Below are 25,330 nucleotides of genomic sequence, written 5' to 3' on the forward strand. Positions count from 1 at the left end.
GGGCGGACCGTGCACACCCTGATGACGTGGGCGGCGTCCGCCCCCACCATGCTGCCGATCTCGGAGATCAGCTCCGGTGCGCAGCCCGTGCGCGGCGGCATCTACGCCGTCGCGCCGCTGCTCGTCGGGCTCCCGCTCGCGTCCGCGGCGATCCTGCTGCTCGCGGGCCGACGCTCGGACCGCTGGGGCCACTGGCTCGGCGTGCTCGCGTCGACGGGCGCGTTCGTCGTCGGCCTGCTGACGTTCCTCGCGATCCTGGGCCGCGACGCGAGCGAGCGCGTGCTCGACGTGCACCTCGGCACGTGGATCGACGCGGGCGCGTTCCACCTCGACGCGGGCATGCGGCTCGACCCGCTGTCGCTCACGTTCGTGCTGCTCGTGACGTTCGTCGGGACGCTCATCCACGTGTACTCCGTGGCGTACATGGACCACGACCGCGACCGGCGCCGGTTCTTCGCGTACCTCAACCTGTTCGTCGCGGCGATGCTGGTCCTGGTCCTCGCGGACAGCTACCTCCTGCTGTTCGTCGGCTGGGAGGGCGTGGGCCTCGCCTCGTACCTGCTCATCGGGTTCTGGAACCACCGCACGCCGTACGCGGTCGCCGCGAAGAAGGCGTTCGTCGCCAACCGCATCGGTGACATCGGGCTCGTGGTCGCGCTCGGGCTGATGTTCTCGACGTTCGGCGGGGTCGACTTCTCCACGGTGCTCGGCGCCGACATGTCGGGAGTCAGCACCGCGACGCTCACGGGCATCGGCCTCATGCTGCTGCTCGCGGCGTGCGGCAAGTCGGCCCAGTTCCCGCTGCAGTCGTGGCTCGGGGACGCGATGGCGGGCCCGACACCCGTCTCGGCGCTCATCCACGCCGCGACGATGGTCACCGCGGGCGTCTACCTCATCGTGCGCTCGTCGGCGATCTTCGACGCCGCACCCACCGCGCAGCTCGTCGTGGTGGTCGTCGGCGCGATCACGCTCCTGTTCGGGGCGATCGTCGGCTGCGCGAAGGACGACATCAAGAAGGCGCTCGCAGCCTCGACCATGTCGCAGATCGGCTACATGGTGCTCGCCGCGGGCCTCGGCCCCGTCGGGTACGCGTTCGCCATCTTCCACCTCGTGACCCACGGCTTCTTCAAGGCCGGGATGTTCCTGGGCGCCGGGTCCGTCATGCACGGCATGGACGACCAGGTGGACATGCGCCGGTTCGGCGGGCTCGCGCGGTACATGAAGATCACCTACCTGACGTTCATGGCGGGCTGGCTCGCGATCCTCGGCATCCCGCCGTTCTCGGGCTACTGGTCGAAGGACAAGATCATCGAGGCCGCGTTCATCCCGACCGACGGCCACACGTGGCGCGCGTGGGTGTTCGGCATGGTCGCGCTGCTCGGGGCGGGCATCACGGCGTTCTACATGTCGCGCCTGTTCTTCATGACGTTCGAGGGCGAGAAGCGCTGGTCGACGAAGGCCGACGGGAGCGCGCAGCACCCGCACGAGTCCCCGGCGCTCATGACGTGGCCGATGATCATCCTCGCGGTCGGCTCGGTCGCGCTCGGCGCGTTCCTGGGCCTGGGCAACCGCTTCGTCGACTGGCTCGCACCCGTCACGGGCAGCCACGAGGAGGGCGACCCGGTGCTCGCTGCGCCGGTGCTCGTCGGGCTCACGCTGCTCGTCGTGGTCGTCGGCGCGGTCATCGCGTGGCGGCGCTACGCGATCTCGACCGTGCCCGTCACGCCACCCGTCGGCACCGCGCTCACCCGCGCCGCCCGCGTCGACCTGTACCAGGACGTCGTCAACGACGCCCTGCTGGTCGAGCCCGGCCAGCACCTGACCCGCACGCTCGTGTACGCGGACAAGGCCGTCGTCGACGGCGCCGCGGTGGGCGTCGGGCAGTCGAGCGTGGGCCTCGGCCGCCTGCTCCGCAAGACCCAGACCGGCTTCGTCCGCTCGTACGCGGCGACGATGCTCCTCGGTCTGGTGGTCCTCGTCGTCGCCGTCCTGGTCACCCAGAGCTGAGGAGCGCACCCACCGATGTCCTCCGACTTCCCCTGGCTGACCGCCCTCGTCGTGCTCCCCCTCGTGGGGGCCGCGGTGCTGGCGCTGCTGCCCGCCGGAGCCCGATCGAGCGCGCGCGGCGTCGCGCTCGGCTTCTCGCTCGCCGAGCTGCTGCTCGTCGTCGGCGCGCTGTCCGCGTTCGACACGTCCCGCGCGGGCGAGCACCAGCTCCTCGAGACCCATCAGTGGATCCCGTCGATCGGCGCGTCGTACGCGGTCGGCGTCGACGGCGTGGGCATCGCGCTCATCGCGATGTCCGTGCTGCTCGTGCCGCTCGTCGTGCTCGCCGCGTGGCGCGAGCAGGGCTCGTCCGACGGGCCCACCGACCAGCTGCGCGCCTACCTCGCGATCACGCTGGTGCTCGAGGCTTTCATCGTCGCGGTGTTCGCGGCACGGGACGTGTTCTTCTTCTACGTCCTGTTCGAGGCGATGCTGATCCCCGTCTACTTCCTCATCGGCCGTTTCGGCGGTGCGCAGCGGCGGTACGCGGCGATCAAGTTCCTCATCTACTCGCTGTTCGGCGGGCTCATCATGCTCGTCGCGGTGATCGTGCTCTACCAGCACGGCCCCGGCGGCGCGCAGGGCTTCCTCACGGACAACCTCACCGGCATCACGCTCGACCCCACCACGGAGAAGTGGCTGTTCGCCGGGTTCTTCCTCGCGTTCGCGATCAAGGCGCCGATGTTCCCGGTGCACACGTGGCTGCCCGACGCGGCGCAGAACGCGACGCCCGGGACGTCGACGCTGCTGGTCGGCGTGCTCGACAAGGTCGGCACGTTCGGGATGCTCACGCTGTGCCTGCCGCTGTTCCCCGCGGCGTCGCGGTGGGCCGCGCCGTTCGTCATCGTGCTCGCGGTGGTCTCGATCCTGTACGGCGCGCTGCTCGCGATCGGGCAGAAGGACCTCATGCGGCTCATCGCGTACACGTCGGTGTCGCACTTCGGGTTCATCGTGCTGGGGATCTTCGCGTTCACGTCCACGTCGGTGGCCGGCTCGTCGTTCTACATGGTCAACCACGGGCTCTCGACGGGTGCGCTGTTCCTCATCGCGGGCTTCCTCGTGCAGCGGCGCGGTTCGCAGCAGATCGCCGACTTCGGCGGGCTGCAGAAGGTCGTGCCGATCATGGCCGGGACGTTCCTCGTCGCGGGCCTGTCGGCGCTCTCGCTGCCCGGCCTGTCGACGTTCATCTCGGAGTTCCTGGTGCTCGTCGGCACGTTCGCGCGGCACCCCGCCGCCGCGATCGTCGCGACGCTCGGCGTGGTCCTCGCCGCGATCTACGTGCTGTGGACCTACCAGCGCATCTTCACCGGCCCGGTGCGTGACGGGCTCGAGACGATGCCCGACATGCGCGTGCGCGAGCGGTGGGCCGTCGCGCCCCTGATCGCCGCGATGCTGGTGCTCGGCTTCGTGCCCGGCCCGGCGCTCGACCTGGTCCGCCCGCCCGCGCACACCACGCTCGAGCAGGTGGGCGTCACCGACGTGCCGGTGACGGCCGAAGGGAGCAAGTGATGTTCACGGCCCCCCACGTGGACTGGGCGCACCTCGCACCGGTCGCGATCGTCCTGCTCGCCGCGGTCATCGGCGTGCTGCTCGAGGCCTTCGTGCCGGCGCGCGTGCGCCGCACCGTGCAGCTCGCGTTCACGCTCGCGGCGCTCGCCGGCTCGCTCGTCGCGGTCGCGGCGCTGTGGCACGGGGTACGCACCTCGGGCGGCGTGAAGGTGCTCGGCGGCTCGCTCGTCGTCGACGGTCCCACGCTCGTGCTGCAGGCCACCATCCTCGTGCTCGCGATCATCGCGATCCTCGTCGTCGCGGACCGGACGGAGACGGGCGAGGACGCGTTCGCACCGTCCGCCGCCTCCGTGCCGGGATCGGACCACGAGGCGCTCGCCCGCCGCCTCGGCCTGCAGCAGACCGAGGTGTACCCGCTGCTGCTGTTCGCCACGGGCGGCATGCTCGTCTTCCCGGCCACCGCCGACCTGCTGACGCTGTTCGTCGCGCTCGAGGTGCTCTCGCTCCCGCTGTACCTGCTCACCGGCATGGCCCGGCGCCGGCGCCTGCTCTCGCAGGAGGCGTCGATGAAGTACTTCCTGCTCGGCGCGTTCGCCTCGGCGCTCATGCTGTTCGGCATCGCGCTCGTGTACGGCTACTCGTCGTCGCTGCACTACGCGGACATCGCGACGAAGATCGGCTCGCCGACCGACCTCGACACGCTGCTGCTCGTCGGGTCCGTCCTGATCCTCGCGGGTCTGCTGTTCAAGGTCGGCGCCGTGCCGTTCCACGCGTGGACCCCCGACGTCTACCAGGGCGCGCCCACCCCGATCACGGGGTTCATGGCGGCGTGCACCAAGGTCGCGGCGTTCGGCGCGCTCCTGCGCTTCGTGTACACGGTGATCCCGGGCCTCAAGTGGGACCTCGACGTGGTGCTGTGGACCGTGACGATCGCGACGATGGTCGTCGGGACGGTCATCGCGATGGTGCAGACGGACATGAAGCGCGTGCTCGCGTACTCGTCGGTCGCGCACGCGGGATTCATCCTCACGGGCGTCGTCGCGCTGGACGCCCAGGGCGTCTCGTCGGTGCTGTTCTACCTGTTCGTCTACGGCCTCGCGACGATCGGCGCGTTCGGCGTCGTGTGGCTCGTGCGCGAGCGGGACGCGGACGGCCTGGTGCTCGGCGAGGCGACGCACCTGTCGCAGTGGGCCGGCATCGGGCGCCGGCACCCGTGGCTCGCGGCGTCGTTCGCGCTGTTCCTGCTCTCGTTCGCGGGCATCCCGCTCACGGCCGGGTTCATCGGGAAGTTCGGGGTGTTCTCGGCGGCGGCCGACGGCGGCGCGTGGCCGCTCGCGCTCGTCGGCGTGCTCGCATCGGCCGGTGCGGCGTTCTTCTACGTGCGCATCGTCGTGCTGATGTTCTTCGCGGACGTGCCGGAGGTCGAGGAGAGCGGCGAGCCGGCGGCCTCGACGGCCTCGGTCTCGGCCGACGACGCGGTGGAGCCCGGGACCGACGTCGAGCTCGCGACGCCGCAGGGCGCCGCGGTCGCGACGCTCGTCGAGGAGCGCCCGGCGACGACCGTCACGACCGTCGTGCGCAGCGAGGGTCTCGCGGCCGTGGCGATCGGCCTGTGCGCGGTCGCGACGGTCGTGCTCGGCGTCTTCCCGACGCCGGTGCTCGACCTCGTGCAGCACATGTCGACGTTCCTGCCCTGATCGGCGTCCTCGTCCGGCGCCGTCCGGTGCGGGGTTCGGGCGTGCCGCGGGATAGGTTCGTCCCGTGACCTCGACCCCGGCCGTGCCGCTCGCCGACCCGGAGCTGGCCGATCGCCTGACCGGACGCCTCGCCCTCGTGGAGGAGCAGCTGCGCGGCGCCGTCGCGCACGCGGACGCGTTGGCCGACGACGCCTCGCGCCACCTCGTCAACGCGGGAGGCAAGCGCCTGCGTCCGCTGCTCACGCTGCTCACCGCCGAGCTGGGCGACGGTGCGCGCCGCGAGGTGCTCGACGCGGCGGTCGTCGTCGAGCTGACTCACCTCGCGACGCTCTACCACGACGACGTCATGGACTCCGCGCCCATGCGCCGCGGTGCGCCCACGGCGCACGAGGTGTGGGGCAACTCGGTCGCGATCCTCACGGGCGACCTGCTGTTCGCGCGCGCGTCGTCGACCGTCGCGGGGCTGGGCCCGGAGGCGGTACGCATCCAGTCGGCGACCTTCGAGCGGCTGTGCCTCGGCCAGCTGCACGAGACGGTCGGACCGCGTGGCGACGAGGACCCGGTGGCGCACTACCGGCAGGTGCTCGCCGACAAGACCGGATCGCTCATCGCGACGTCAGCGCGTCTGGGTGCGATGTTCGCCGGCTGCGCACCCGACGTCGTGGCGACCGTCACCGCGTTCGGCGAGCGCATCGGTGTCGCGTTCCAGCTCGCCGACGACGTCATCGACCTGACCTCCGACGGCTCCGTGACGGGCAAGACCCCGGGCACGGACCTGCGCGAGGGGGTCCCGACGATGCCCGCGCTCCTGCTGCGTGCGCGCGTCGCGACCGGCGTGGCCGACGACCACGACCGCGAGGTGCTCGCGCTGCTCGACACCGACCTCTCCGACGACGCGGCGCTCGCTGCCGCCGTCGCCGCGCTCGCCGCACACCCCGTCGTCGCCGAGACGAGGGCGCAGGCGGTGGCTCTCGTGCACGAGGCCGTGGCCGAGCTCGAGCCGCTGCCCGACGGGCCCGCGAAGGACGCGCTCGTGTCGTTCGCGGAGCTGCTGGTGGACCGCGCGTCCTGACCCGTCGGGGTCTGTGCCACGGCGGGTGACCAGCACGTCGACCAGCACGTCGACCAGCACCGTGTCACCCGCCTGGTCGACGTCGTCCACAGCCGTGCCGGTCCACGGTGCCGCGCGTGGTCGCGCGTCTGGCACGATGTGCGCGCGACCCGACGCAGGGGAGCGCCCGGCCCGTCGGCCGGTCGGTGGTGGAGGAGTTGCCGTGAGCACGAGCTTCGGTGTGCCGGTGAGCCCCGGCACGGTGGCGCCCGTGGGCAGGCGCGTGCTCGGGTACGTGATCGACGGCCTCGTCGTCGCCGTGGTGTACCTGGTCGCGCTGCTGCTCACGCCGGGAGCCACCGGTGCGGCCGCGTCGCCGTCGGCGCGCCTGCTGCCGATGCTGCTCGCGCTCGTCGCGGGCGTGGCGCTGTGGATCAGCGAGTCGTTCACGGGCGCGACCGCGGGCGGAGCGCTGCTCGGGTACCGCACGCTCTCGGCGACCACGGGCCGTCCCGCGGGGCTGCTCGTCATCTTCCTGCGCGACCTCGTGCTCGGCGTGTCCGGCGTCGTCCCCGTGGTCGGACCGCTGCTCGTGTCGGCCTCCGGTCTGTTCGACCCGGGGCCCGCGCAGCGAGGGTGGCACGACAAGCTCGTGGGCACGATCGTGCTGCGCGCGGACGCGCTGCGCAGCGGGGCCGGTGACCGCACGGCAGCGTGGGACCGCGCGGTCGAGCGGGCTGTCGGCGGCCCGGCGGCAGGACGTGCGGGCGGGGTTGCTGCAGGACCCGCGGCGGCACCTGCCCGCCTGCCGGTCGTGCCGCCGATGCCGCCGATGCCGTCCCCGCCTGTCGCACTCCTCGGCGACGTGACCGGAGACGCGAGCGCTGGCGATGCGGTGGTGGCCGTCGGTGCTGCCGGCCGTGAGGCCGTGCGCGACGAGCAGGTCGAGGTGCCTGCCGACCTGCAGGAGCCCGCACCCGAACCCGCCGCCGTGCGCCCCCGCGGCGGCCCGGTGGCGTCGGCGTACGCCGAGCGCCTCGCCGCGGCAGCCGCGGCGGCCGACGACGCGCCCACGTACGAACGCACACGCGCCGCGCACGTCGACCCGCCCGCACCCATCATCACCGGTTACCCCGGCCAGGCATCGGTGCCGCCGGTCCCGCGCCAGCAGGACCTCGGCGACCTCGAGTACACCCGCATGCGTGAGAGCGTCCCGACCGAGCGCGAGCACACGCTGCGGCTCGTGTTCGACACGGGCCCGCGCATCGACGTCGTCGGCGACGGCCTGGTGGGCCGCAGCCCCGAGGGCGAGCTCGGCATCGTGCACGTCGTCGTGATCGACGACCCGGATCGCTCGGTGTCCAAGGTGCACCTCGCGTTCGGCATCGCGGACGGCGGCGACGAGCTGTGGGTCGTCGACCGCGGTTCGGTCAACGGCACGGTGCTCGTCGACCCCGACGGTGCCGCCGCGAAGCTGCCCGGCGGGGTGCGCGCGCTCGTCGGCCCGGGCTGGACGATCCGGTTCGGGCAGCGGGCCGCCCGCGTCGAACGGCGCTGACGAGGTCGACGGGCCCGGGGCGGCCGCACGTCCGCCTGGTTATGCTGGCCGACGACCACCCCAGCCTCCCGCGAGGACCCCTCATGACCCCTGCGAGCAGCGTGCGCGTGGCCGTGGGCGTCGCCACCGACCGCGCTGGCCGCAGCTCCAACGAGGACGCGCTGCACGCCGCGGACGGCGTCTACGTGGTGGCGGACGGCATGGGTGGGCACGAGTCGGGCGAGCTCGCGAGCCGCACCGCGGTCGACGCCCTGCGCACTCTCGCGGAGGGGAGCCCGGACCTGGCTGCCGCACGCGCGGTCCTGCGCACCGCTCACCAGAAGGTGCGCGCGCTGCCGGCGCGGGACAAGCACCGCCGCCCGGGCACCACGGCATCCGGCGTGGTGCTGAGCGAGCACGAGGGCGTCGCGTGCTGGCTCGTGCTCAACGTGGGCGACTCGCGTACGTACCGCATGGCCGGCGGCGTGCTCGAGCAGGTCACGCGCGACCACTCGGAGGTCGCGGACCTCGTCGAGCGCGGCGTCGTCGCCCGGTCCGATGCGGCGCACCACCCGCGTCGTCACGTCGTGACGCGCGCGCTGGGCGGGAGGTCCGCGCAGGTCGAGCCGGACGTGTTCTGGCTGCCGGTCAGCCCGGGCGACCGCATGCTCGTGTGCTCGGACGGACTGACCGACGAGCTCACGGACGCGCGCATCGAGGCCGAGCTCAAGGCGCAGCCGGATCCGCAGGTCGCTGCCGACCGCCTCGTTGCCGCGACCCTCGCCGCGGGCGGGTCGGACAACGTGACGGTGCTCGTCGTGGACGCCGAGGTCGAGCACGGATCTCGCAGCAACCCGACCGGGGTTGTCCGTATTCTGGCCGGAGACTGAGGGCAGCCTCACCCAGCGCCGTAGGATGTGGGCGAGCACCGCCCAGACCGTGACGCATCCGGCGAGGGCACCCCGATCGGAAGGCACCCGGTTCCCGTGAGCACCCCGACCCTGCGCGTTGCCGTCGTCGGCGCCGGCCCGGCCGGCATCTACGCCTCGGACATCCTGTCCAAGAGCGGCCTGGACGTCAGCATCGACCTGTTCGAGCGCCTGCCCGCCCCGTTCGGCCTCGTGCGGTACGGCGTCGCGCCGGACCACCCGCGCATCAAGCAGATCATCGTCGCGCTGCACAAGGTGCTCGAGCGCGGCGACATCCGTCTGCTCGCGAACGTCGACTACGGCACCGACCTCAAGCTCGACGACCTGCGCCAGTTCTACGACGCGGTGATCTTCTCGACGGGCTCGATCCGGGACGCGGCCCTGCCGGTCCCCGGCATCGAGCTCGACGGCTCGTACGGCGCCGCGGACTTCGTGTCCTGGTACGACGGGCACCCGGACGTGCCGCGCACGTGGCCGCTCGAGGCGCAGCACGTCGCGGTGCTCGGTGCTGGCAACGTGGCGCTCGACGTCGCGCGCATCCTCGCCAAGCACGCGGACGACCTGCTGCCCACCGAGATCCCCGCGAACGTCTACGACCTGCTGAAGGCCTCGCCGGTCACGGACGTGCACGTGTTCGCCCGCCGCGGTCCCGCGCAGGTCAAGTTCTCACCGCTCGAGCTCCGCGAGCTCGGGCACGTGCCGGACGTCGACGTGATCGTGTACCCGGAGGACTTCGAGTTCGACGAGGGCTCGATGGCGGCGATCCACTCGTCGAACCAGACCAAGCAGGTCGTCAAGACGCTCACCGACTGGACGCTCAAGGAGTCGGAGGAGAACACGGCGAGCCGTCGCATCCACCTGCACTTCCTGCACAAGCCGGTCGAGATCCTGGGCGAGGACGGCAAGGTCGTCGGGCTGCGCACCGAGCGCACGGCGCTCAACGGCGACGGCAACGTCACCGGCACGGGGCAGACGCAGGACTGGGAGGTCGGCGCCGTGTACCGGGCCGTCGGCTACTTCGGCTCGCCGCTCGTCGACATCCCGTTCGACGACGTCGCGGGCGTGATCCCCAACCGTGAGGGCCGCGTCACGGACGTCGACGGCGAGCACCTGCCGGGCGTGTACGCGACGGGCTGGATCAAGCGCGGCCCGGTCGGCCTCATCGGCCACACCAAGTCGGACGCCTCCGAGACGATCCGCCACCTCACCGAGGACGTCGAGGCGGGCGGTGCGGCGTTCTACTCCGCGACCGACCGCGACCCCGCGGCGGTGACCGAGTTCCTCACGCAGCGCGGCGTCGACGTCATCGAGTGGTCCGGCTGGGAGCTGCTCGACGCGTACGAGCGCGGGCTGGGCGAGCCGCACGGGCGCGAGCGCGTGAAGGTGGTTCCGCGCGACCACATGGTCGCGGTGTCTCTCGGCCGCGAGGTCTCCGAGGTCTGACCCGTCCGCCGGGCCCGCACCGGGCCCGCACCGGGACCCGACGGCACGACACCGCAGCCGCCCCCGTCCGGAACCGGACGGGGGCGGCTAGCGTTGGAGTGCTCGACGGCGGATCGCGCCGTGCACTCGAGGAGGTCAGCGGGGATGGGTCACCGGCACTACAACGGGCTCAAGACGGCGATGCTGTTCGGCGTCATGTGGGCGGTCGTGCTCGGCATCGGGTGGCTCGTCGGCGGCGGCACGGCCAAGTACGTGCTGCTGTTCGCCGGTGTCGGTCTGATCATGACGGCCGTCAGCTACTGGAAGTCGGACACCATCGCCATCAAGGCGATGCGCGCGCGTCCCGTGAGCGAGGCCGAGCAGCCGGCCATGTACAAGATCGTGCGAGAGCTCTCCACGGCCGCGCGTCAGCCCATGCCGCGCCTGTACGTCTCGCCGACCAACGCGCCCAACGCGTTCGCCACGGGCCGCAACCCGCAGAACGCGGCGGTGTGCTGCACCGAGGGCATCCTCGCGCTGCTCGACGAGCGCGAGCTGCGGGGCGTGCTCGGGCACGAGCTCATGCACGTGTACAACCGGGACATCCTCACGTCGTCGATCGCGGCGGCGATCGCCGGTGTCATCACGAGCCTCGCGCAGATCGCATTCTGGTTCGGCGGCGGGGACCGCGAGCGCAACCCGCTCGGTGGGCTGCTGCTCGTGATCCTCGCGCCGCTGGCGGCCACCATGATCCAGCTCGGCATCAGCCGCACGCGCGAGTACGACGCGGACGAGGACGGTGCCGCCCTCACGGGCGACCCCATGGCGTTGGCCTCGGCGCTGCGCAAGCTCGAGCAGGGCACCGCCGCGCGCCCGCTGCCGCAGGACCGCGAGCTCGTCGACGTGTCGCACCTGATGATCGCGAACCCGTTCAAGGGCGAGGGCATGGCGCGGCTGTTCTCGACGCACCCCCCGATGGCCGACCGCATCGCGCGCCTCGAGGCGCAGGCAGGCACGCAGGGCGGCATCACGCGGTACTGAGCCGATCAGGTCGCGCGTCCAGGTCTCGCCCGGACGTGGGACCTTCGGTGTCACGGTTCCGCGACGGGATCGACGATGATGGGCGCATGCGACTGCTTCGTCCCGTCGCGGCCCTCGGGGCCGCAGCCCTCGTCCTGCTCGCCGCCGCGCCCGCCCTGGCGGACCCGTTCCCGGTGCAGCAGATCGACGGTTCGACGCCGGTGACGGACGAGAGCTGGGCGCTGCCGCAGCCAGACCAGAACTCGGCGGCGCTCTCGAAGGACGTGCTGAGCCTGACGACCCCGAGCCCCGGCTTCCAGGCGGGCACAGCGGTGATCGACGACTCGTTCCGCTCGGACGTCGCGTTCACGGTCGACTTCGACTACAAGGCGTACGGCGGTGGCAACCCGGGTGACGCCATGACGTTCTTCCTCATGGACGCGGCCACCGCGCCCAACCTGGGTGGGTCGGGGGGTTCGTCGGGCTACGTGGCGATGCAGGGCGGGTACGTCGCGGTCGGCCTCGACAACGCGGGCAACTTCAGCGCCGACAACCAGTTCCCGAACCGTCCCTCGTCGGTCACGCTCCGCGGTGCGGCGCTCGCCGCCCCGACGGCGTGGCCAGTGCTCGACGTCACCGGCGCCCCGGGCGGCACCGTGTCGACGTCGGCGACGCAGTCCCGCCACGTGCAGGTCCAGGTCGAGCCGTCCGGCACGGACAGCCTCACGGTGACCGTGCGGATGGACGCAGCCGCGGGCGGGCCGCTGCAGACCGTGTACGACCACGTGGACGTGCGCTCCCTGGGCCGTGGCCAGCCCGCACGACCGGCGCGGCTCGACCTGGGGTTCTCGGCGGGCACGGGCGGTGCGACGAACAACTACGAGGTCTCGAACGTCGTGGCGACCGCGGACGCCGACCTCTCGGTCGCCAAGTCGGGGCCGACGAGCGTCGCCCCGGGCTCCGACGTCACGTGGACCGTCACGGCGAGCAGCGACGACACGAACCCCGTCGAGGGTGCCGTGGTCACGGACACGATCCCCGCGGGACTGACGGGCGTGACGTGGAGCTGCACCCCGCAGACCGGGGGGACCTGCCCGGACCCCGCGACGGGTGACGCGACCGCCGGGCAGCCGCTGGACGTCCCGGTCGACCTGCTGCGCAGCGGCTCGGTGCAGATCACCGTGGCCGGCACGGCGCCCGTGGGGCTCGCGGGGACGACGGTGACCAACACCGCGACGATCACCTCGGGCACGCGCACCGAGACCGACCCGTCGGACAACTCGGCGACGACGAGCACCCGGGTCCGCGAGCTCCCGGACCTGACGCCGACCGTGAGCGTCGACCCGACGCCCCTGGTGTACGGGCAGGGCGTGACCTGGACCGTGGACGTCGAGAACCTCGCGACCGTCGACGGCCTGGCGCCCGGCGCGACCGTGCACGTGAGCGTCCCGCCCGTGGTCGCGTCCGGCTCGGTCGTCGCCCCGGCGGGCTGCACGCCGCAGGGCGACGGGTACGACTGCGACCTCGGCACGCTCGCGGCGGGCGGCTCCACGACGGTGACGTTCACCGCGACCGTGTCGGGCGCGCTCGACGCGTGCACCGACGGCACGTCGACGTTCGCCGCGACGACGTCGAGCGACCTGCCCGACGCCGACGAGGACAACGACTCCGACTCCGTCGCCGTGCCGTGCACCGTGCCGGTCGACCTGGCGGTGGTCAAGACCGGAACGGCTCAGGCCACGGTCGGGGACGAGGTCACGTACACGGTGACCGTCTCGAGCGCGGGCGACGTGCCCGCACCTGCGACGACCATCAGCGACGACCTGCCGCCGGGCCTCGACGACGCGACGTGGACGTGCACCGTCTCGGACGGCTCGTCGTGCGCGCCCGCGTCCGGCACGGGGGACGTGTCCGCGGTCGCGACGATCCCCGCGCACGGCACGGCCGTCGTCGTCGTGACCGCGTCGACCACGACCGTGGGCGAGGTGACGAACGTGGCTGGCGTGACCACGTGCGACGTGTGCACCGGCGTCGGCGTCCTCACGGCGTCGGCGACGACGTCGGTGGTCGCCGCGCCCGTGACCCCGACGCCCACCCCGACCCCGACCGACACCTCCACGGCGACGCCCGCCCCGACCCCGTCCGCATCGCCCGCACCGACCGGTCCGGGCGAGCTCGGGACGACGGGCGCCGACGCGGTCGCCCCGCTGGTGTGGGCTGTCATACTCGTCGCCGCCGGCATCGTCGTGACGATCGTCGTGCGCCGGAGGTCCCGCGGCTGAGCGCCCCGCTCCGGCACCTGCGGACGCACGAGAGGAGCGGTGGCCGTGATCGAGCCCACCGTGCTGGACGACGCGCTCGCGTCCCGATGGGTCCGCCGCGTGCCGGTGTGGACCACCCGATGGCTGCTCCCGTTGGCGACGCTGGTCGTCGGGATCCTCGCGATCTCCCTGCCCGGGGGTGAGGTGTGGACCGCGGCCCAGGTCGCCGACGGCACCGCCCAGCGCTCGGCCGCGCTCGTCGGGTTCGCCGCAGGGGCTGTCGTCGTCTCGGTGTGGCGCCCGGCCTGGGGCGTGTGGCTCGTCGCCGCGACCGGTGCGCTGGGGACGGCATGGCCGCCCTCGGTCGCGGTCCCGGCGGCGTGGTGGGCGGTCCTCGGGCTCGTCGCGGCGGTCGTCGGTGTCCTGGACGCCGCCGCTGCCGCGCACCAGCGCGTCGTGGCGCGCTCGTCCGGAATGGTCGTCGTGCCGGACGTGGACGACGACCTACGGCGGCTGATGCTGCGTCCGCGGGTCGGCGTGCTCGCCGTCGGCGTCGTGGCGCTCGTCGGAGTCGCCCCGCTGACCGGCCTGTACCACCACGACCTGACGTCCGCGCAGGAGTTCCGCGCGGCTGCCGTGCACGGTACGGGGACCGTGACGAAGGTGGACGACGACGGCTTCTGGTTCGACGCCGACGTCGACGGCCGCACGATCCGGGTCTCGGAGAACTCGCTGTCCGCGAGCGTCGGCGACGAGGTCCCGGTGACCTACCTGCCCGACGGCTCGCGTGCCGAGCGCACCGACGACGCGTTCGACCCGACGGGGCCGCTGGTCGCGATCGCGGTGCTGCTCCTGGTCGCCGTGACGGCGTTCCTGGTCGAGCTCGACCGGCGCGCCCGCGCGCACCGGCTGCTGCGGAACGGCGGGGTCGCGTGGCGGGTCGCGGTCGCCCCGAGCTCGTCGTCGCGCCTGGACGTCGCCCCGCTCGACGCCCCGCACCGCGTCGTCGCCCAGCTCGCCCTGACGACGACCGACGAGCGGGTCGACGGCGCGCGCGACGGTGCCGCTGGCGGGCCCGGCGGCATCGACGGCACCGACGGGTCGGACGAGAACGAGCACGACGACGAGCGCCCGACGAGCGAGCTGTCCGACCACGAGCTGCTCGCGTGGCTGCGCGACATGCACCGTGAGGGAGAGGACGACGAGGACGACGAGGACTGGCACCGGCCGTCCGACACCGAGGCGGTCGTCGTGGGTCTCGATGCGCTCGGCGACCGACCGGTGGTCCAGGTCGACGGCGCGTGGTGGGCGAGCAGGTTCCCCGCGCGCGAGCGGATGTCGCTGCCGTGGTCGGCGGCGGGCCGTCGTGCGCGTGGTCCCCTGGCGCCGGGTATGCGCTCGGAGGGCGCCGTCGAGCGGGAGCGACGGCTCGACGCGAGCCTGTCGGAGCGAGGTCCGGCCGGTCGCGAGCACGAGGACCCAGCGGGCGAGCCCCGGTCGGTCCGCGTGCTCGGGGTGGCAGCGCGCGTGCTCCGGCGCACGCCGCTCGTGGTCCCGTTCGCCGTCGCGCCGATCGTCTTCGTCGCGGCCCGCTGGCTCTTCGCACCGCCCGACGGACCCGGCTGGGTCGCCCTGATCGGCGGGTCGCTCGGCACCGCCGCGCTGGGTGGCGGGTGGGTCGAGCGCGCACGCCCGCGGCTGCGGATCACGCGTGCGGGGCTGCGCACCACCGGCCCGTTCGTCGACCGCACGATCGCCTGGGCCGACGTGACGCGCGTCCTCACGTCCGAGGACGGCCTCGTCGTGCGCACCACGGACGACGCGTTCGGCGTGCCGTTCGTCCCCGACGTCTCGCCGCCGCTGCTCGCGGGCGACCCGGACGTGACGACCGCGGCGCACCTCCTGGAGGAGGCGCGCCGCGGTGCGGGGCAGGCGAGCGGTCCGAGCGCCACCACACCGTCGCTGGCCGCGCTCGCGGGCCTGGCCTGGGTCGCTGCGCTCGTCGGCGGGGCGCTCAGCGTCCTGCTGTGAGGATCACCGGTAGTTCGTGAACTGCAGCGCGGCGTCCACGTCGGCGCCCTTGAGCAGCGCGATGACCGCCTGCAGGTCGTCGCGGCTCTTGGCCGACACGCGCAGCTCGTCGCCCTGGATCTGCGTCTTGACCGACTTGGGGCCCTCGTCGCGCACGATCTTGGCGAGCTTCTTGGCCACCTCGGAGGACAGGCCCTCCTTGATCGCGGCGCTCAGCCGGTACTCCTTGCCGGACGGCTTGGGCTCGCCGTCGCCGAGGTCCAGCGCCTTGAGCGAGATGTCGCGGCGGATGAGCTTGGACTGGAACACGTCGAGGATCGCGAGCACGCGGTCCGAGGAGTTCGCGATCATCAGGACGTTCTCGCCGCTCCACGCGATCGACGCGCCCACGCCCTTGAAGTCGTAGCGCTGCGCGATCTCCTTCGCGGCCTGGTTGAGGGCGTTGTCGACCTCCTGCCGGTCCACCTTGCTGACGACGTCGAACGACGACTCGCTCGCCATGACTTCCTCCCTCGCGCCGGCTGCGACCGGCCTCGCTGCATCCGTCCGGCCACCCGTTTCGCTCCCGGGGGCCCGGTGTTGCTATCCTTCCACGGCACGCCGCGGCGTCGCCCGGTCCCGGATCCGTCCGGGGGCCCGGAGCGCGCGGTACGCACCCCGGCGGGTTACCCGAGTGGCCAAAGGGGGCTGACTGTAAATCAGCTGGCAACGCCTACGGGGGTTCGAATCCCTCACCCGCCACGTTGTGAACGACGAAGGGCCGTCATCCCCGATGGGAGGACGGCCCTTCGTCATGTGCGACCGATCGGCCCGTCACTCGGCGAGCAGCGCGAGCTCCTGCTCGATCTCCTCGGCGAGCTGCTCGCCGACCGGCTGGGGCCGACGCGGCGTCCGGACGAGGGTCGCGAGCATCACGACCGTCACCGCGATGAGCCCGGCTCCGACGAGGAACGCACGGCTGGCACCCACGGCGAACGCGTGCTGCGCGATCTGGGCGGCGGTGTCGCCGACGGGTGCCGCGGCGCGCGCCGCGCTCTCGGCGAGCGTCACCAGCACCGCGAGGCCCAGTGCGCCGCCGATCTGCTGCGCGGCGTTGACCAGACCCGAGGCGGCACCCGCGTCGCGCGGGTCCACGCCCTGCAGGCCCGCCGCGGTGAGCGGCACGAACGCGAGGCCGTTGCCGATCCCGAACAGCATGAGCGAGACCAGGATCTGCGGGTAGCCCGAGTCGACGCTCAGCCGCGACAGGAGCAGCAGCGCGACGGTGGTGATCGTCAGCCCGACGACCATCGGCAGCCGGATGCCGACGCGGCCCATGAGCCGGGCGGACACCTGCGAGAAGACGAGCAGCATGACCGTGATCGGCAGGAACGCGACGCCCGTGGCGAGCGGCGAGTACCCGAGCACGTCCTGCAGGAACTGGGTGAGGAAGAAGAACAGCCCGGTCATCGCGGCCATGAGCAGCAGGCGTCCGGCGAGCGCGGCCGAGCGGGTGCGGTCGCCGAACAGCCGCAGCGGGGTGATCGGTGAGGCCGCGCGCAGCTCGACGAGCACGAACGTGGTGAGCAGCACGCCGCCCACGACGAACGACCCGACCGCCCGGCCGTCGCCCCAGCCGGACTCCGCCGCACGGACGAACCCGTACACGAGCGCGGTCATGCCGATGGTCGAGGTGAACGCGCCGGCGAGGTCGAACCGTCCGCGGTGGCGCGGCGTCTCGGTGAGCACGGCGCGTGCCAGCAGCACGAGGCCGATGCCGATCGGGACGTTGACGAACATCACCCAGCGCCACGACACCCACTGCGTGAGCATGCCGCCGGCGATGAGCCCGATCGCGGAGCCGCCGATCGAGACGGCCGAGAAGTAGCCGAGGGCCCGGGCGCGCTCGCGGCCCTCGGGGAAGCGCGCCATGAGCAGCGCGAGCGCGGACGGCGCGGCGAACGCGGCGCCGACGCCCTGCGCCGCGCGGGCGAGCAGGAGGACGGTCGTCGACTCGGCGAAGCCGCCGACGAGCGAGCTGAGAGTGAACAACGAGATGCCGGCGAGCAGCACACGCTTGCGGCCGACGATGTCGCCGGCCCGGGCGCCGAGCAGCAGCAGGCCGCCGAACGCGAGCGTGTAGGCGTTGAGCACCCATGACAGCCCGGTGGGTGTGAAGCCGAGCGCGCGCTGCATGTCCGGCAGCGCGACGTTCACGATGGTCGTGTCGAGCACGAGCATGAGCTGGGTGGTGAGGATCGCCGCCAGCACGAGAGCCGGGGACGCGGAGCGCAGACGGCCGGTGGCCGTCGCTGCGGTGGGGGAGCTGGTCGCGGACACGCGGACCTCCGCGGGGTTAGTATGTGGGGAAGTGGAGAGAGCCTCCGTTTGGAACTATACGGAGGCACCCTCCGGTTTGGCAACAGGTGCATGCCGTCGCGACGACGCGACGTGCGTCACGAACCTGGGGCGGGCCGGCGGGCCGACGACGAGAGGAGCGCGCGAGGTGACCGACGAGAAGCCGCGTCCCCTGCGCGCCGACGCCGCACGCAACCGCCGCAAGGTGATCGAGGCGGCGACCCTCGCGTTCGACGAGCACGGGACGGACGCCTCGCTCGAGGAGATCGCACGCACGGCCGGCGTGGGCGTCGGCACGCTCTACCGGCACTTCCCGACCCGCCTCGACCTCATCGCCGCGGTGTACCGGGACAACCTCGACGCGTTCGTCGTGCGTGCCGACGAGCTGCTCGCGCACGGGCCTGCCGGCGAGGCGCTCGACGAGTGGGTGCTCGGGTTCGTCGACTACGTGACCCGCAAGCGGGGCATGGCGACCGCACTCAAGGTCGGCCTCGGTCCGGATGCCGCGCAGGTCATGGGGGAGGGGCGCGTGAAGCTCGAGGCCGCTGCGCGCCGGATCGTCGAGGCGGCGCAGGCGCAGGGCGCCGTGCGCGCCGACCTCGAGGCGGGTGACCTCATGCGGGCCGTCAGCGGCGTCTGCATGGCGGGTGCCGAGGCGGTCGACCGCGACAGGACGGAGCGTGCGCTGCGCCTCGTCCTCGACGGCGTCCGCTGGACTGCTCCCACGCCGTCCTGACCGACCCCGGCCGCCCCTGACCGACCCCGGCCGACCCTGCCCGACCCCGCTCTCTCGCACCCGTGCCGCCGGACCCACGCGTCCGGCGACGATCGGATCAGCGGCACTTGTGACGCGTGCGCCACGTGATGCCGTCGCCGCGCCTCACCAGCCCCACTGGTCACAAGTGCCGCTGGATGTGAATCGCACCGTCGGCGCGCGGGGGCGACCACGGGTTGCTCGATGTTCGGTTCGGGCCGAACCGCTGCGAATCTGATCGCTCTTTGTCCGAAACTGTTGCCTTTGCGATCGATCCTGGTCACAATCGGGAGCACTCACCGCGAACCCGACGAACCACCGACACCCCGATGAACCACGGGTCGGCCCCGGGACGCGGCGAGAAGCACCCACTCAACGACGAGAGGTCAGGACGATGCACCACAGGACTCGGGCACGGCAGGGGCGGCTCGGCGCCGTCCTCGTCGGAGCCCTGGCGCTGGCGACCGCAGGGGCGCTCGTGCCCGCGGGCGCCCAGGCGGCTCCACGGGCCACCGGCACGACGACGGCCACGACGGCCACGGCCACCGCCGCAGCGGACCGCACCGGGCTGCGCGGCGACTACTTCACCATCAGCAACACCAGCACCTTCGCGCTCGAGGACGCGAACCTCGTCAGCTCCCAGCTGGACCCCGACGTCGACGTCGCCGACATGCTCCCGGTGTACCGCGCCGCGACGGGCCGCGCGGAGAACGTCGGCGTCCGCTGGACGGGCACGGTCACCGCGCCCAAGACGGGCGACTACACGTTCTCGGCGATCGGCGACAACGGCTTCCGTCTCTGGGTGGGCGGCAAGGACGACGACCACCGGCTCATCGACTTCTGGGTCAACCAGTGGGACGTCGAGCAGACCGCGACGCACGCGGTCCACCTCGAGGCGGGCCAGGCGGTGCCGTTCGAGTTCGACCAGTTCCAGGCGACCGGAGGCGCGAACGTCCACCTGCGCTGGGCCTCGACGGACGCGGGCATCGCCAAGACGGCCGTGCCGCAGGAGGCGTTCACGCCGCCCGCCGACTTCACGCCGTACGACGTCGCGGCGCAGGTGCAGGCGAGCGGCAAGAAGGTCACGCTGACCTTCCCCGCGGCCGTGGCGGGTGCCGACTCCGCGGCCGACCACGTGCGTGTCTCGGTCGACGGGACCGACTACCCCGTCTCGACCGTCGCGGCCTCGGGGAAGAAGCTCACGATCACGCTCGGCGCCGCGGTGCTCACGGGCTCGGTCGTGCGCGTGGTCTACGACGGTGCAGGCTCGCTCACCGCGGGCGGGACCGCGGTGCCGGAGTTCAACGTGGGCGCGGACAACGCCTCGACGTACGTGCTCACGACGAAGTTCTCGAAGGACGTCGACAAGGACGCCCCGCTGCCCGAGTACCCCCGCCCGCAGCTCACGCGCGACGAGTGGACCAACCTCAACGGCGTGTGGGACTTCGAGGCGCTCGACTCCGCGGACGCCGCGGTGCCGACGTCGTGGTCGGATGCCGAGGACGTCGTCGTGCCGTACCCGATCGAGTCGCAGCTGTCGGGCATCGAGCGGCACGAGGACCACTTCGCGTACCACCGCTCGTTCACGGTGCCGGCGACGTGGGACGTGGGCACGAAGAAGAACCAGCAGCACCTCGAGCTCAACTTCGGCGCCGTGGACTACCAGACCACCGTGTACGTCAACGGCAAGGTCGTCGCCGAGCACACGGGCGGCTACGACGCGTTCAGCGCCGACATCACGTCCGCGGTGCGCAACGGCACCAACGACCTCGTCGTGCGCGTCACCGACACCACGGGCGACCAGCCCAAGGGCAAGCAGTCCGCCAACCCCAGCGGCATCTTCTACACGCCGTCGTCGGGCATCTGGCAGACGGTGTGGCTGGAGCCCGTGGACGCCGCGCACGTCGACTCGCTGACGCTCACGCCGAAGCTCTCGGACTCGGGTGACCGCATCGAGGTCACGGCGGTCTCCGCCGAGGCGTCGTCGAGCGCCACGGCGTTCGTCACCGCGTACGACGCCAAGGGGAAGAAGGTCGCGACGACGAGCGGCTCGCCCAACGAGGTGCTCTCCCTCAAGGTGGCGAACGCGCACCGGTGGACCCCGGACGACCCGTACCTCTACACGCTCAAGGTGCAGCTCAAGGACGGCAAGAGCAACGACGTCGTCGGGTCCTACGTGGGCATCCGCTCGATCGAGGTCAAGGAGGTCGACGGCGTCAACCGCGTGCTGCTCAACGGCAAGCGCACGTTCCTGCTCTCGACCCTGGACCAGGGCTTCTGGCCGGACGGCGTCTACACGGCGCCCACCGACGAGGCGCTCGCGTGGGACATCCAGCAGACCAAGTCCCTCGGCTTCAACACCATCCGCAAGCACATCAAGGTCGAGCCGCAGCGCTGGTACTACCACGCGGACCAGATCGGGATGCTCGTGTGGCAGGACATGCCGAGCGGCAGCAACAACGACGCCGCGCAGCGTGCCGAGTGGGAGAAGGAGCTGCACACGATGATCGCGCAGCACGTCTCGGCGACGTCGATCATCGGCTGGATCCCGTTCAACGAGGGCTGGGGCGAGTGGAACCTGGCCGACACGACGCGTGTCGCGAAGGACGTCAAGGCGCAGGACCCGACGAGGCTCGTCAACGCGCACAGCGGCATGAACTGCTGCAACTCGCACGGCGACCCGAAGGCCGGCGACATGATCGACTGGCACATGTACACGGGCCCCGCCGCCCCGACGCCGGACGCGACGCGTGCTGCGATGGACGGCGAGCACGGCGGGTTCTCGCTGTCGGTCCTCGGCCACGTCTGGCCGGGCGGCTCGGTGAACCCGTACGGCGAGGTCTCGAGCTCGTCGGCGCTCACCAAGGCGTACGTCGGGAACACGGCGCAGCTCGTCGGGCTCGCACGTGACCGCGTCTCGGGCTCGGTGTACACGCAGATCACCGACGTCGAGGGCGAGGTCAACGGGTTCTGGACCTACGACCGCCGGGTCCTCAAGATGGACCGCGCGGCTGTCCGGGCGGCGAACCTGAAGGTCATCGCGGCCGGTGCGGGCGAGCCGGCGGCGAAGGGTCGGGGCGGCGTCGTGGGCGTCGGCGCGTGGTCGTTCGACCAGACGAGCGGGGTCACGAGCCCCGACTCGAGCGGCCGGGCCGGCGCGGCGACCCTCGTCGGGGGTGCTGAGCTCGTCGCCGGGAAGCACGGCAAGGCGCTCGGCCTGGACGGCAAGAAGGCCCAGGCCACGGCGTCGGTGCCGAAGCTCGACACCACCCAGAGCTACTCCGTCTCGGCATGGGTGCGCATGGACGCGCTGCCGGACGCGTACTCGACCGCGGTGGCGACCGACGGGCTCGGCGGCCGCAGCCCGTTCTTCCTGCAGTACAGCGGGAAGAACAACGCCCAGCAGGGCTTCGCGTTCAGCTTCCCCGAGGGACCGCGTGCGATCGCGGCGGACGTCAGCGTCCAGACCGGTCGCTGGTACCACCTCGTGGGTGTGCGCGACGCCGACGCAGGGACCCTGTCGGTCTACGTCGACGGCAAGCTCGAGGCGACCGCCAAGAGCTCGACGACGTACGCCACGACCGGGACCGTGACGATCGGTCGCGGGCAGTGGGACGGCAACGACGTCGACTTCCTGCAGGGTGCGGTCGACGAGGTCCACGTGTTCGACCGTGCGCTGAGCGCGGCCGACGTGGCGAAGCTGGCGAAGTGAGGATCCGCGTGATCCTGCGGCTCCGGGGGCGCTAGCCGGGCCGCGGCAGGTGGTGTGGTGCGGGGCGTGGGCGCCGGCGGCGGAGCGGATTTCGCCGTCGGCGCTCACGTCTTGTACTCTGGTCCGCGCTGCCCCGATAGCTCAGTCGGCAGAGCGTCTCCATGGTAAGGAGAAGGTCAAGGGTTCGATTCCCTTTCGGGGCTCTGTGGTGTGTCCGGTCCCGCGTCGTCAGGCGCGGGACGGGCCGCTCACTTGGCGGGGTAGCTCAGGTGGTTAGAGCACACGGCTCATAATCGTGGTGTCGCGGGTTCGAGTCCCGCTCCCGCTACCGCCGAAGAAACGAAGGGTGGCGCGTCGGCCGGCGCTCCACGAAGACGAATGCAGCGCCGTGGGCGCGAGAGGTGGCAAGGGCCATGGCCAGCAAGAGCTCGGACGTCCGTCCGAAGATCACGCTCGCATGCACGGAGTGCAAGGAGCGGAACTACATCACGAAGAAGAACCGTCGGAACGACCCCGACCGGCTCGAGATGAAGAAGTTCTGCCCGCGGGACAACCGCCACACGCTGCACCGCGAGACCCGCTGAACCTGTCTCCGTCAGGAGGCGGTCCAGCCGCACAGCACACGAAGCGCGCCACCGGCACACGCCGGGAGGCGCGCTTCGTCGTCCTGTGGACCGGCACGCGACGGTGCGCCGGGGTAGGGCAGGATCGGACGACGAGCACGCACGACCACACGGACGACGAGGGAGCGACGATGCCGGTCGACACCAGCTACGCGGGACGTGAGTACCCGCCGAACTCCGTGTATGAGGTCGGAGCCGTGAAGATCGCCGAGTTCGCCGCGGCCGTCGGCGCGACCCACGCGGCGCACACGGACGCGGATGCGGCCCGCGCGCTCGGGTACCCCGCCGTGATCGCGCCGCCGACGTTCGCGGTCGTGGTCGCGCAGCGCGCCGAGTCGCAGCTCTTCGAGGACCCCGCGGCCGGAATCGACTTCAGCCGCGTCGTGCACGCAGACGAGCGGTTCACGTACCACCGGCCGATCCACGCGGGGGACCGGCTCGTCACGGTCCTGCACGTCGACCAGATCGTCGAGCGCGCCGGGCTCGCGATGATCACCACGCGCGCGGAGATCGCGGCCGAGGACGGCGAGGCCGTCGCGACGGTCGTCTCGACGCTCGCGGTCCGCCCCGAGACGACGGAGGAGTCCTGATGGCCCCGCAGCTCGCCGACCTCACGGTCGGCCAGGAGGTCGCGCGCGCGCAGGTCGTCGTCGACCGGGCGCGCCTCGTGCGCTACGCCGGCGCGTCGGGGGACTTCAACCCGATCCACTGGAACGACCGCGTCGCGTCGTCGGTCGGGCTGCCCGGCGTCATCGCGCACGGCATGTGGACCATGGGTGCCGCAGCCGGGCCGGTGGCCGACTGGGCGGGTGACCCGGGCGCCGTCGTCGACTACCAGGTGCGGTTCACGCGGCCGGTCCCCGTGCCGGACCCGGGCGAGGCGGTCGTCGAGGTCGTGGGCGTCGTCGGGGCGCTGGACGCCGAGGCGGGGACCGCGCGGGTCGACCTGACGGTGACCGTCGAAGGAGCGCGCGTGCTGGGCAAGGCGCAGGCGGTCGTGCGGCTCGCCTGAGTCGACCGGCTGGGTCGACCGGCGGAGTCGGCCGGCTGGGTCCGGGCCGAGGCCCTTCGCGGGACGTCAGGCGGGCGGCGGCCCCGTCGTCGTGCCGACGCGCAGGCTCACGGGCATCTCGTGGTCGGCGACCTCCTCGCCGGCGAGCAGCTCCTCGACGATGCGACCGAGCGTCGCACCCTTGTCGGTGAGCGGCTGCACGACGGTCGTGAGCTCGTCGGGTGCGAGCCACGGCAGCTCGATCCCGTCGAAGCCGGCGACGGACACGTCCTGCGGGACCCGCAGCCCCAGCTCGCGCGCCGCGAGGACGACGCCCGAGGCGAGCAGGTCGGACTGGCACACGACGGCCGTGGGCCGGTCCGGCTCGCCGAGCAGGGCCCGGCCGGCGGAGGCGCCGTGCTCGACGAGCGACGCGGGCGTCTCGTAGACGACGACGGGCCGCACGCCGGTGTCGAGGACGCCGTCGAGCCGTCGCCGCGTGATCTCCCACATCGGTCGCTCGAGCCGTGCCTCGTCGACCGGTCCCTCGTGCCGGTCTCGGTCCATCGGGAGCGTCACGGTCGCGATGCGGGTGTGGCCCAGGTCGAGCAGGTGCTGCGTCGTCGCGGCCATGCCGGTGCGGTCGTCGATGCCGACCACGCACACGCCGGGCAGCTTGCGTCCCTCGACCACGACGGTCGGGATGCCACGGCGCTGCAACGTCGAGAGCACGGGGTCGTCGTCGTTGCCGCCCCACATCACCACGGCGACGTCCATCGCGGCGGACTCCAGCAGCGGGTCGACGGCCGGCGCGTCGGGCGCGGCCGAGCCGGGGACCAGGAGCACGCCGAGGTCGAGCGGGCCGAGGTGGCCGACGAGGCCGTCGAGCACCTGCGTCGAGACGGGGTCACGGAACGCGCGTGCGAGCGCGTCGCCGATGACGACGCCGACGATGCCCGAGCGCCCGCGGCGCAGCTGGCGGCCGAGCGGGTTGGGACCCGCGTAGCCCAGCTCGCGCGCCGACTCGAGCACGCGCTCGCGCGTGGCCGCCGCGATCGGGCCGGCGCCGGAGAAGGCGAGCGACGCGGTCGACACGGACACCTGTGCGGCGGCCGCGACATCGGCGAGGGTCGGGCGGTGGGCGGACAGGTGGACCTCCGGCGGGGCCGACGGGTGGCGACCGGGAGGACGCCGCCCGTGCGAGCGTGGGGTGCGTGGGTGGTGCTGCGCGGGTCGTCGTTCGGAGTCCGCACGGGCCGCGAGGCGCGGCGCGGTCGTGTTGACGCCGCGGCCAGCGTACCCGCAGAATGTCGACGTTCCTCAAATCGATTCGACAGACCCGCTCGGCAATCGATCGAATCGATTCGATCGAGCGCATGCCCGGCTCACCGCCATCTCGTCCCGTCCGCC

18 protein-coding genes and 3 tRNA genes are annotated in these 25,330 nt (G+C 72.5%); 18 read left to right on the forward strand and 3 right to left on the reverse strand.

Annotated elements, in window-relative coordinates; translation table 11 throughout:
• Nucleotides 1-9: 9 nt before the first annotated feature.
• The 10 genes from nuoL (at nt 10) to AW16_RS17730 (ending at nt 15,503) form a co-directional block, all read left to right on the forward strand.
• The gene (gene nuoL, locus AW16_RS0110570; protein WP_029290206.1) at nt 10-2,007 is read left to right on the forward strand and encodes an NADH-quinone oxidoreductase subunit L; all 1,998 of its coding nucleotides are present in this window, start codon (nt 10-12) and stop codon (nt 2,005-2,007) included.
• Nucleotides 2,008-2,022: 15 nt separating this feature from the next.
• Nucleotides 2,023-3,555 (forward strand): NADH-quinone oxidoreductase subunit M, encoded by a 1,533-nt coding sequence (locus AW16_RS0110575; RefSeq protein WP_029290208.1) that lies wholly within the window; start codon nt 2,023-2,025, stop codon nt 3,553-3,555.
• Entirely contained in the window at nt 3,555-5,252 is a 1,698-nt protein-coding gene (gene nuoN, locus AW16_RS0110580) for an NADH-quinone oxidoreductase subunit NuoN (protein ID WP_034648783.1), read from the forward strand. Before AW16_RS0110575 ends, nuoN begins: the two co-directional genes overlap by 1 nt.
• A gap of 64 nt (nt 5,253-5,316) precedes the next feature.
• Nucleotides 5,317-6,324, forward strand: coding sequence for a polyprenyl synthetase family protein (locus AW16_RS0110585; protein WP_029290212.1), 1,008 nt, complete (start codon nt 5,317-5,319; stop codon nt 6,322-6,324).
• Between the two features lie 202 nt (nt 6,325-6,526).
• Entirely contained in the window at nt 6,527-7,861 is a 1,335-nt protein-coding gene (locus AW16_RS17725; protein ID WP_051681864.1) for an RDD family protein, read from the forward strand.
• 83 nt (nt 7,862-7,944) lie between these two features.
• A complete protein-coding gene (locus AW16_RS0110595) occupies nt 7,945-8,730 on the forward strand; it encodes a PP2C family serine/threonine-protein phosphatase (RefSeq protein ID WP_051681869.1) in 786 nt (261 codons plus the stop codon).
• A 96-nt stretch (nt 8,731-8,826) separates the two neighbouring features.
• Nucleotides 8,827-10,212, forward strand: coding sequence for an FAD-dependent oxidoreductase (locus AW16_RS0110600; RefSeq protein ID WP_029290214.1), 1,386 nt, complete (start codon nt 8,827-8,829; stop codon nt 10,210-10,212).
• Nucleotides 10,213-10,356: 144 nt separating this feature from the next.
• The gene (gene htpX, locus AW16_RS0110605) at nt 10,357-11,232 is read left to right on the forward strand and encodes a zinc metalloprotease HtpX (protein ID WP_029290215.1); all 876 of its coding nucleotides are present in this window, start codon (nt 10,357-10,359) and stop codon (nt 11,230-11,232) included.
• A gap of 86 nt (nt 11,233-11,318) precedes the next feature.
• Nucleotides 11,319-13,493: a DUF11 domain-containing protein gene (locus tag AW16_RS0110610; protein ID WP_029290217.1), complete on the forward strand. Its 2,175-nt coding sequence runs from the start codon at nt 11,319-11,321 to the stop codon at nt 13,491-13,493.
• Nucleotides 13,494-13,538: 45 nt separating this feature from the next.
• Nucleotides 13,539-15,503, forward strand: a complete 1,965-nt coding sequence (locus tag AW16_RS17730) for a PH domain-containing protein (RefSeq protein ID WP_156044137.1) — start codon at nt 13,539-13,541, stop codon at nt 15,501-15,503.
• 3 nt (nt 15,504-15,506) lie between these two features.
• On the opposite strand, the gene AW16_RS0110620 is transcribed toward AW16_RS17730, so the two are convergent.
• Complete coding sequence (locus AW16_RS0110620) at nt 15,507-16,004, reverse strand: YajQ family cyclic di-GMP-binding protein (RefSeq protein ID WP_029290219.1); 498 nt, start codon at nt 16,002-16,004, stop codon at nt 15,507-15,509.
• Nucleotides 16,005-16,162: 158 nt separating this feature from the next.
• On the opposite strand from AW16_RS0110620, the gene AW16_RS0110625 reads away from it, so the two are divergent.
• Nucleotides 16,163-16,244: transfer RNA gene (locus tag AW16_RS0110625), tRNA-Tyr, on the forward strand.
• 72 nt (nt 16,245-16,316) lie between these two features.
• Here AW16_RS0110625 and AW16_RS0110630 read toward each other — a convergent pair.
• Nucleotides 16,317-17,822 carry an MFS transporter gene (locus AW16_RS0110630; protein WP_034648786.1) on the reverse strand — a complete coding sequence of 502 codons (1,506 nt, stop codon included), beginning with the start codon at nt 17,820-17,822 and terminating at the stop codon, nt 16,317-16,319.
• 166 nt (nt 17,823-17,988) lie between these two features.
• On the opposite strand from AW16_RS0110630, the gene AW16_RS0110635 reads away from it, so the two are divergent.
• The 7 genes from AW16_RS0110635 (at nt 17,989) to AW16_RS0110665 (ending at nt 23,941) form a co-directional block, all read left to right on the forward strand.
• A complete protein-coding gene (locus AW16_RS0110635; protein ID WP_029290223.1) occupies nt 17,989-18,576 on the forward strand; it encodes a TetR/AcrR family transcriptional regulator in 588 nt (195 codons plus the stop codon).
• 412 nt (nt 18,577-18,988) lie between these two features.
• Nucleotides 18,989-22,306: a LamG-like jellyroll fold domain-containing protein gene (locus AW16_RS0110640; RefSeq protein ID WP_029290225.1), complete on the forward strand. Its 3,318-nt coding sequence runs from the start codon at nt 18,989-18,991 to the stop codon at nt 22,304-22,306.
• A gap of 130 nt (nt 22,307-22,436) precedes the next feature.
• Nucleotides 22,437-22,509, forward strand: a tRNA-Thr gene (locus AW16_RS0110645).
• Nucleotides 22,510-22,560: 51 nt separating this feature from the next.
• Nucleotides 22,561-22,634 (forward strand) — tRNA-Met (locus AW16_RS0110650).
• A gap of 85 nt (nt 22,635-22,719) precedes the next feature.
• Entirely contained in the window at nt 22,720-22,890 is a 171-nt protein-coding gene (gene rpmG, locus AW16_RS0110655; RefSeq protein ID WP_029290226.1) for a 50S ribosomal protein L33, read from the forward strand.
• Between the two features lie 170 nt (nt 22,891-23,060).
• Nucleotides 23,061-23,519, forward strand: a complete 459-nt coding sequence (locus AW16_RS0110660; RefSeq protein ID WP_029290228.1) for a MaoC family dehydratase N-terminal domain-containing protein — start codon at nt 23,061-23,063, stop codon at nt 23,517-23,519.
• On the forward strand, nt 23,519-23,941 hold the full coding sequence (locus AW16_RS0110665) for a MaoC family dehydratase (protein ID WP_029290230.1): 423 nt from the start codon (nt 23,519-23,521) through the stop codon (nt 23,939-23,941). The genes AW16_RS0110660 and AW16_RS0110665 overlap by 1 nt, the downstream gene beginning before the upstream one ends.
• A gap of 66 nt (nt 23,942-24,007) precedes the next feature.
• Here the strand turns inward: AW16_RS0110665 and AW16_RS0110670 are convergent, their stop codons facing one another.
• Nucleotides 24,008-25,069: a LacI family DNA-binding transcriptional regulator gene (locus AW16_RS0110670; RefSeq protein ID WP_029290232.1), complete on the reverse strand. Its 1,062-nt coding sequence runs from the start codon at nt 25,067-25,069 to the stop codon at nt 24,008-24,010.
• Nucleotides 25,070-25,330 lie beyond the last annotated feature (261 nt).

This window comes from Cellulomonas sp. HZM, from assembly GCF_000708885.1.
In the GTDB taxonomy this organism is placed as follows: Bacteria; Actinomycetota; Actinomycetes; order Actinomycetales; family Cellulomonadaceae; genus Cellulomonas.

Bases quoted from the DNA above. Each gene is read 5' to 3' on its own strand.
- htpX (WP_029290215.1), top strand. From the start codon at position 10,357: ATGGGTCACCGGCACTACAACGGGCTCAAGACGGCGATGCTGTTCGGC.
- AW16_RS0110665 (WP_029290230.1), top strand. From the start codon at position 23,519: ATGGCCCCGCAGCTCGCCGACCTCACGGTCGGCCAGGAGGTCGCGCGC.
- rpmG (WP_029290226.1), top strand. From the start codon at position 22,720: ATGGCCAGCAAGAGCTCGGACGTCCGTCCGAAGATCACGCTCGCATGC.
- AW16_RS0110640 (WP_029290225.1), top strand. From the start codon at position 18,989: ATGCACCACAGGACTCGGGCACGGCAGGGGCGGCTCGGCGCCGTCCTC.
- nuoN (WP_034648783.1), top strand. From the start codon at position 3,555: ATGTTCACGGCCCCCCACGTGGACTGGGCGCACCTCGCACCGGTCGCG.
- AW16_RS0110595 (WP_051681869.1), top strand. From the start codon at position 7,945: ATGACCCCTGCGAGCAGCGTGCGCGTGGCCGTGGGCGTCGCCACCGAC.
- AW16_RS0110610 (WP_029290217.1), top strand. From the start codon at position 11,319: ATGCGACTGCTTCGTCCCGTCGCGGCCCTCGGGGCCGCAGCCCTCGTC.
- AW16_RS0110575 (WP_029290208.1), top strand. From the start codon at position 2,023: ATGTCCTCCGACTTCCCCTGGCTGACCGCCCTCGTCGTGCTCCCCCTC.
- AW16_RS0110660 (WP_029290228.1), top strand. From the start codon at position 23,061: ATGCCGGTCGACACCAGCTACGCGGGACGTGAGTACCCGCCGAACTCC.
- AW16_RS0110620 (WP_029290219.1), bottom strand. From the start codon at position 16,004: ATGGCGAGCGAGTCGTCGTTCGACGTCGTCAGCAAGGTGGACCGGCAG.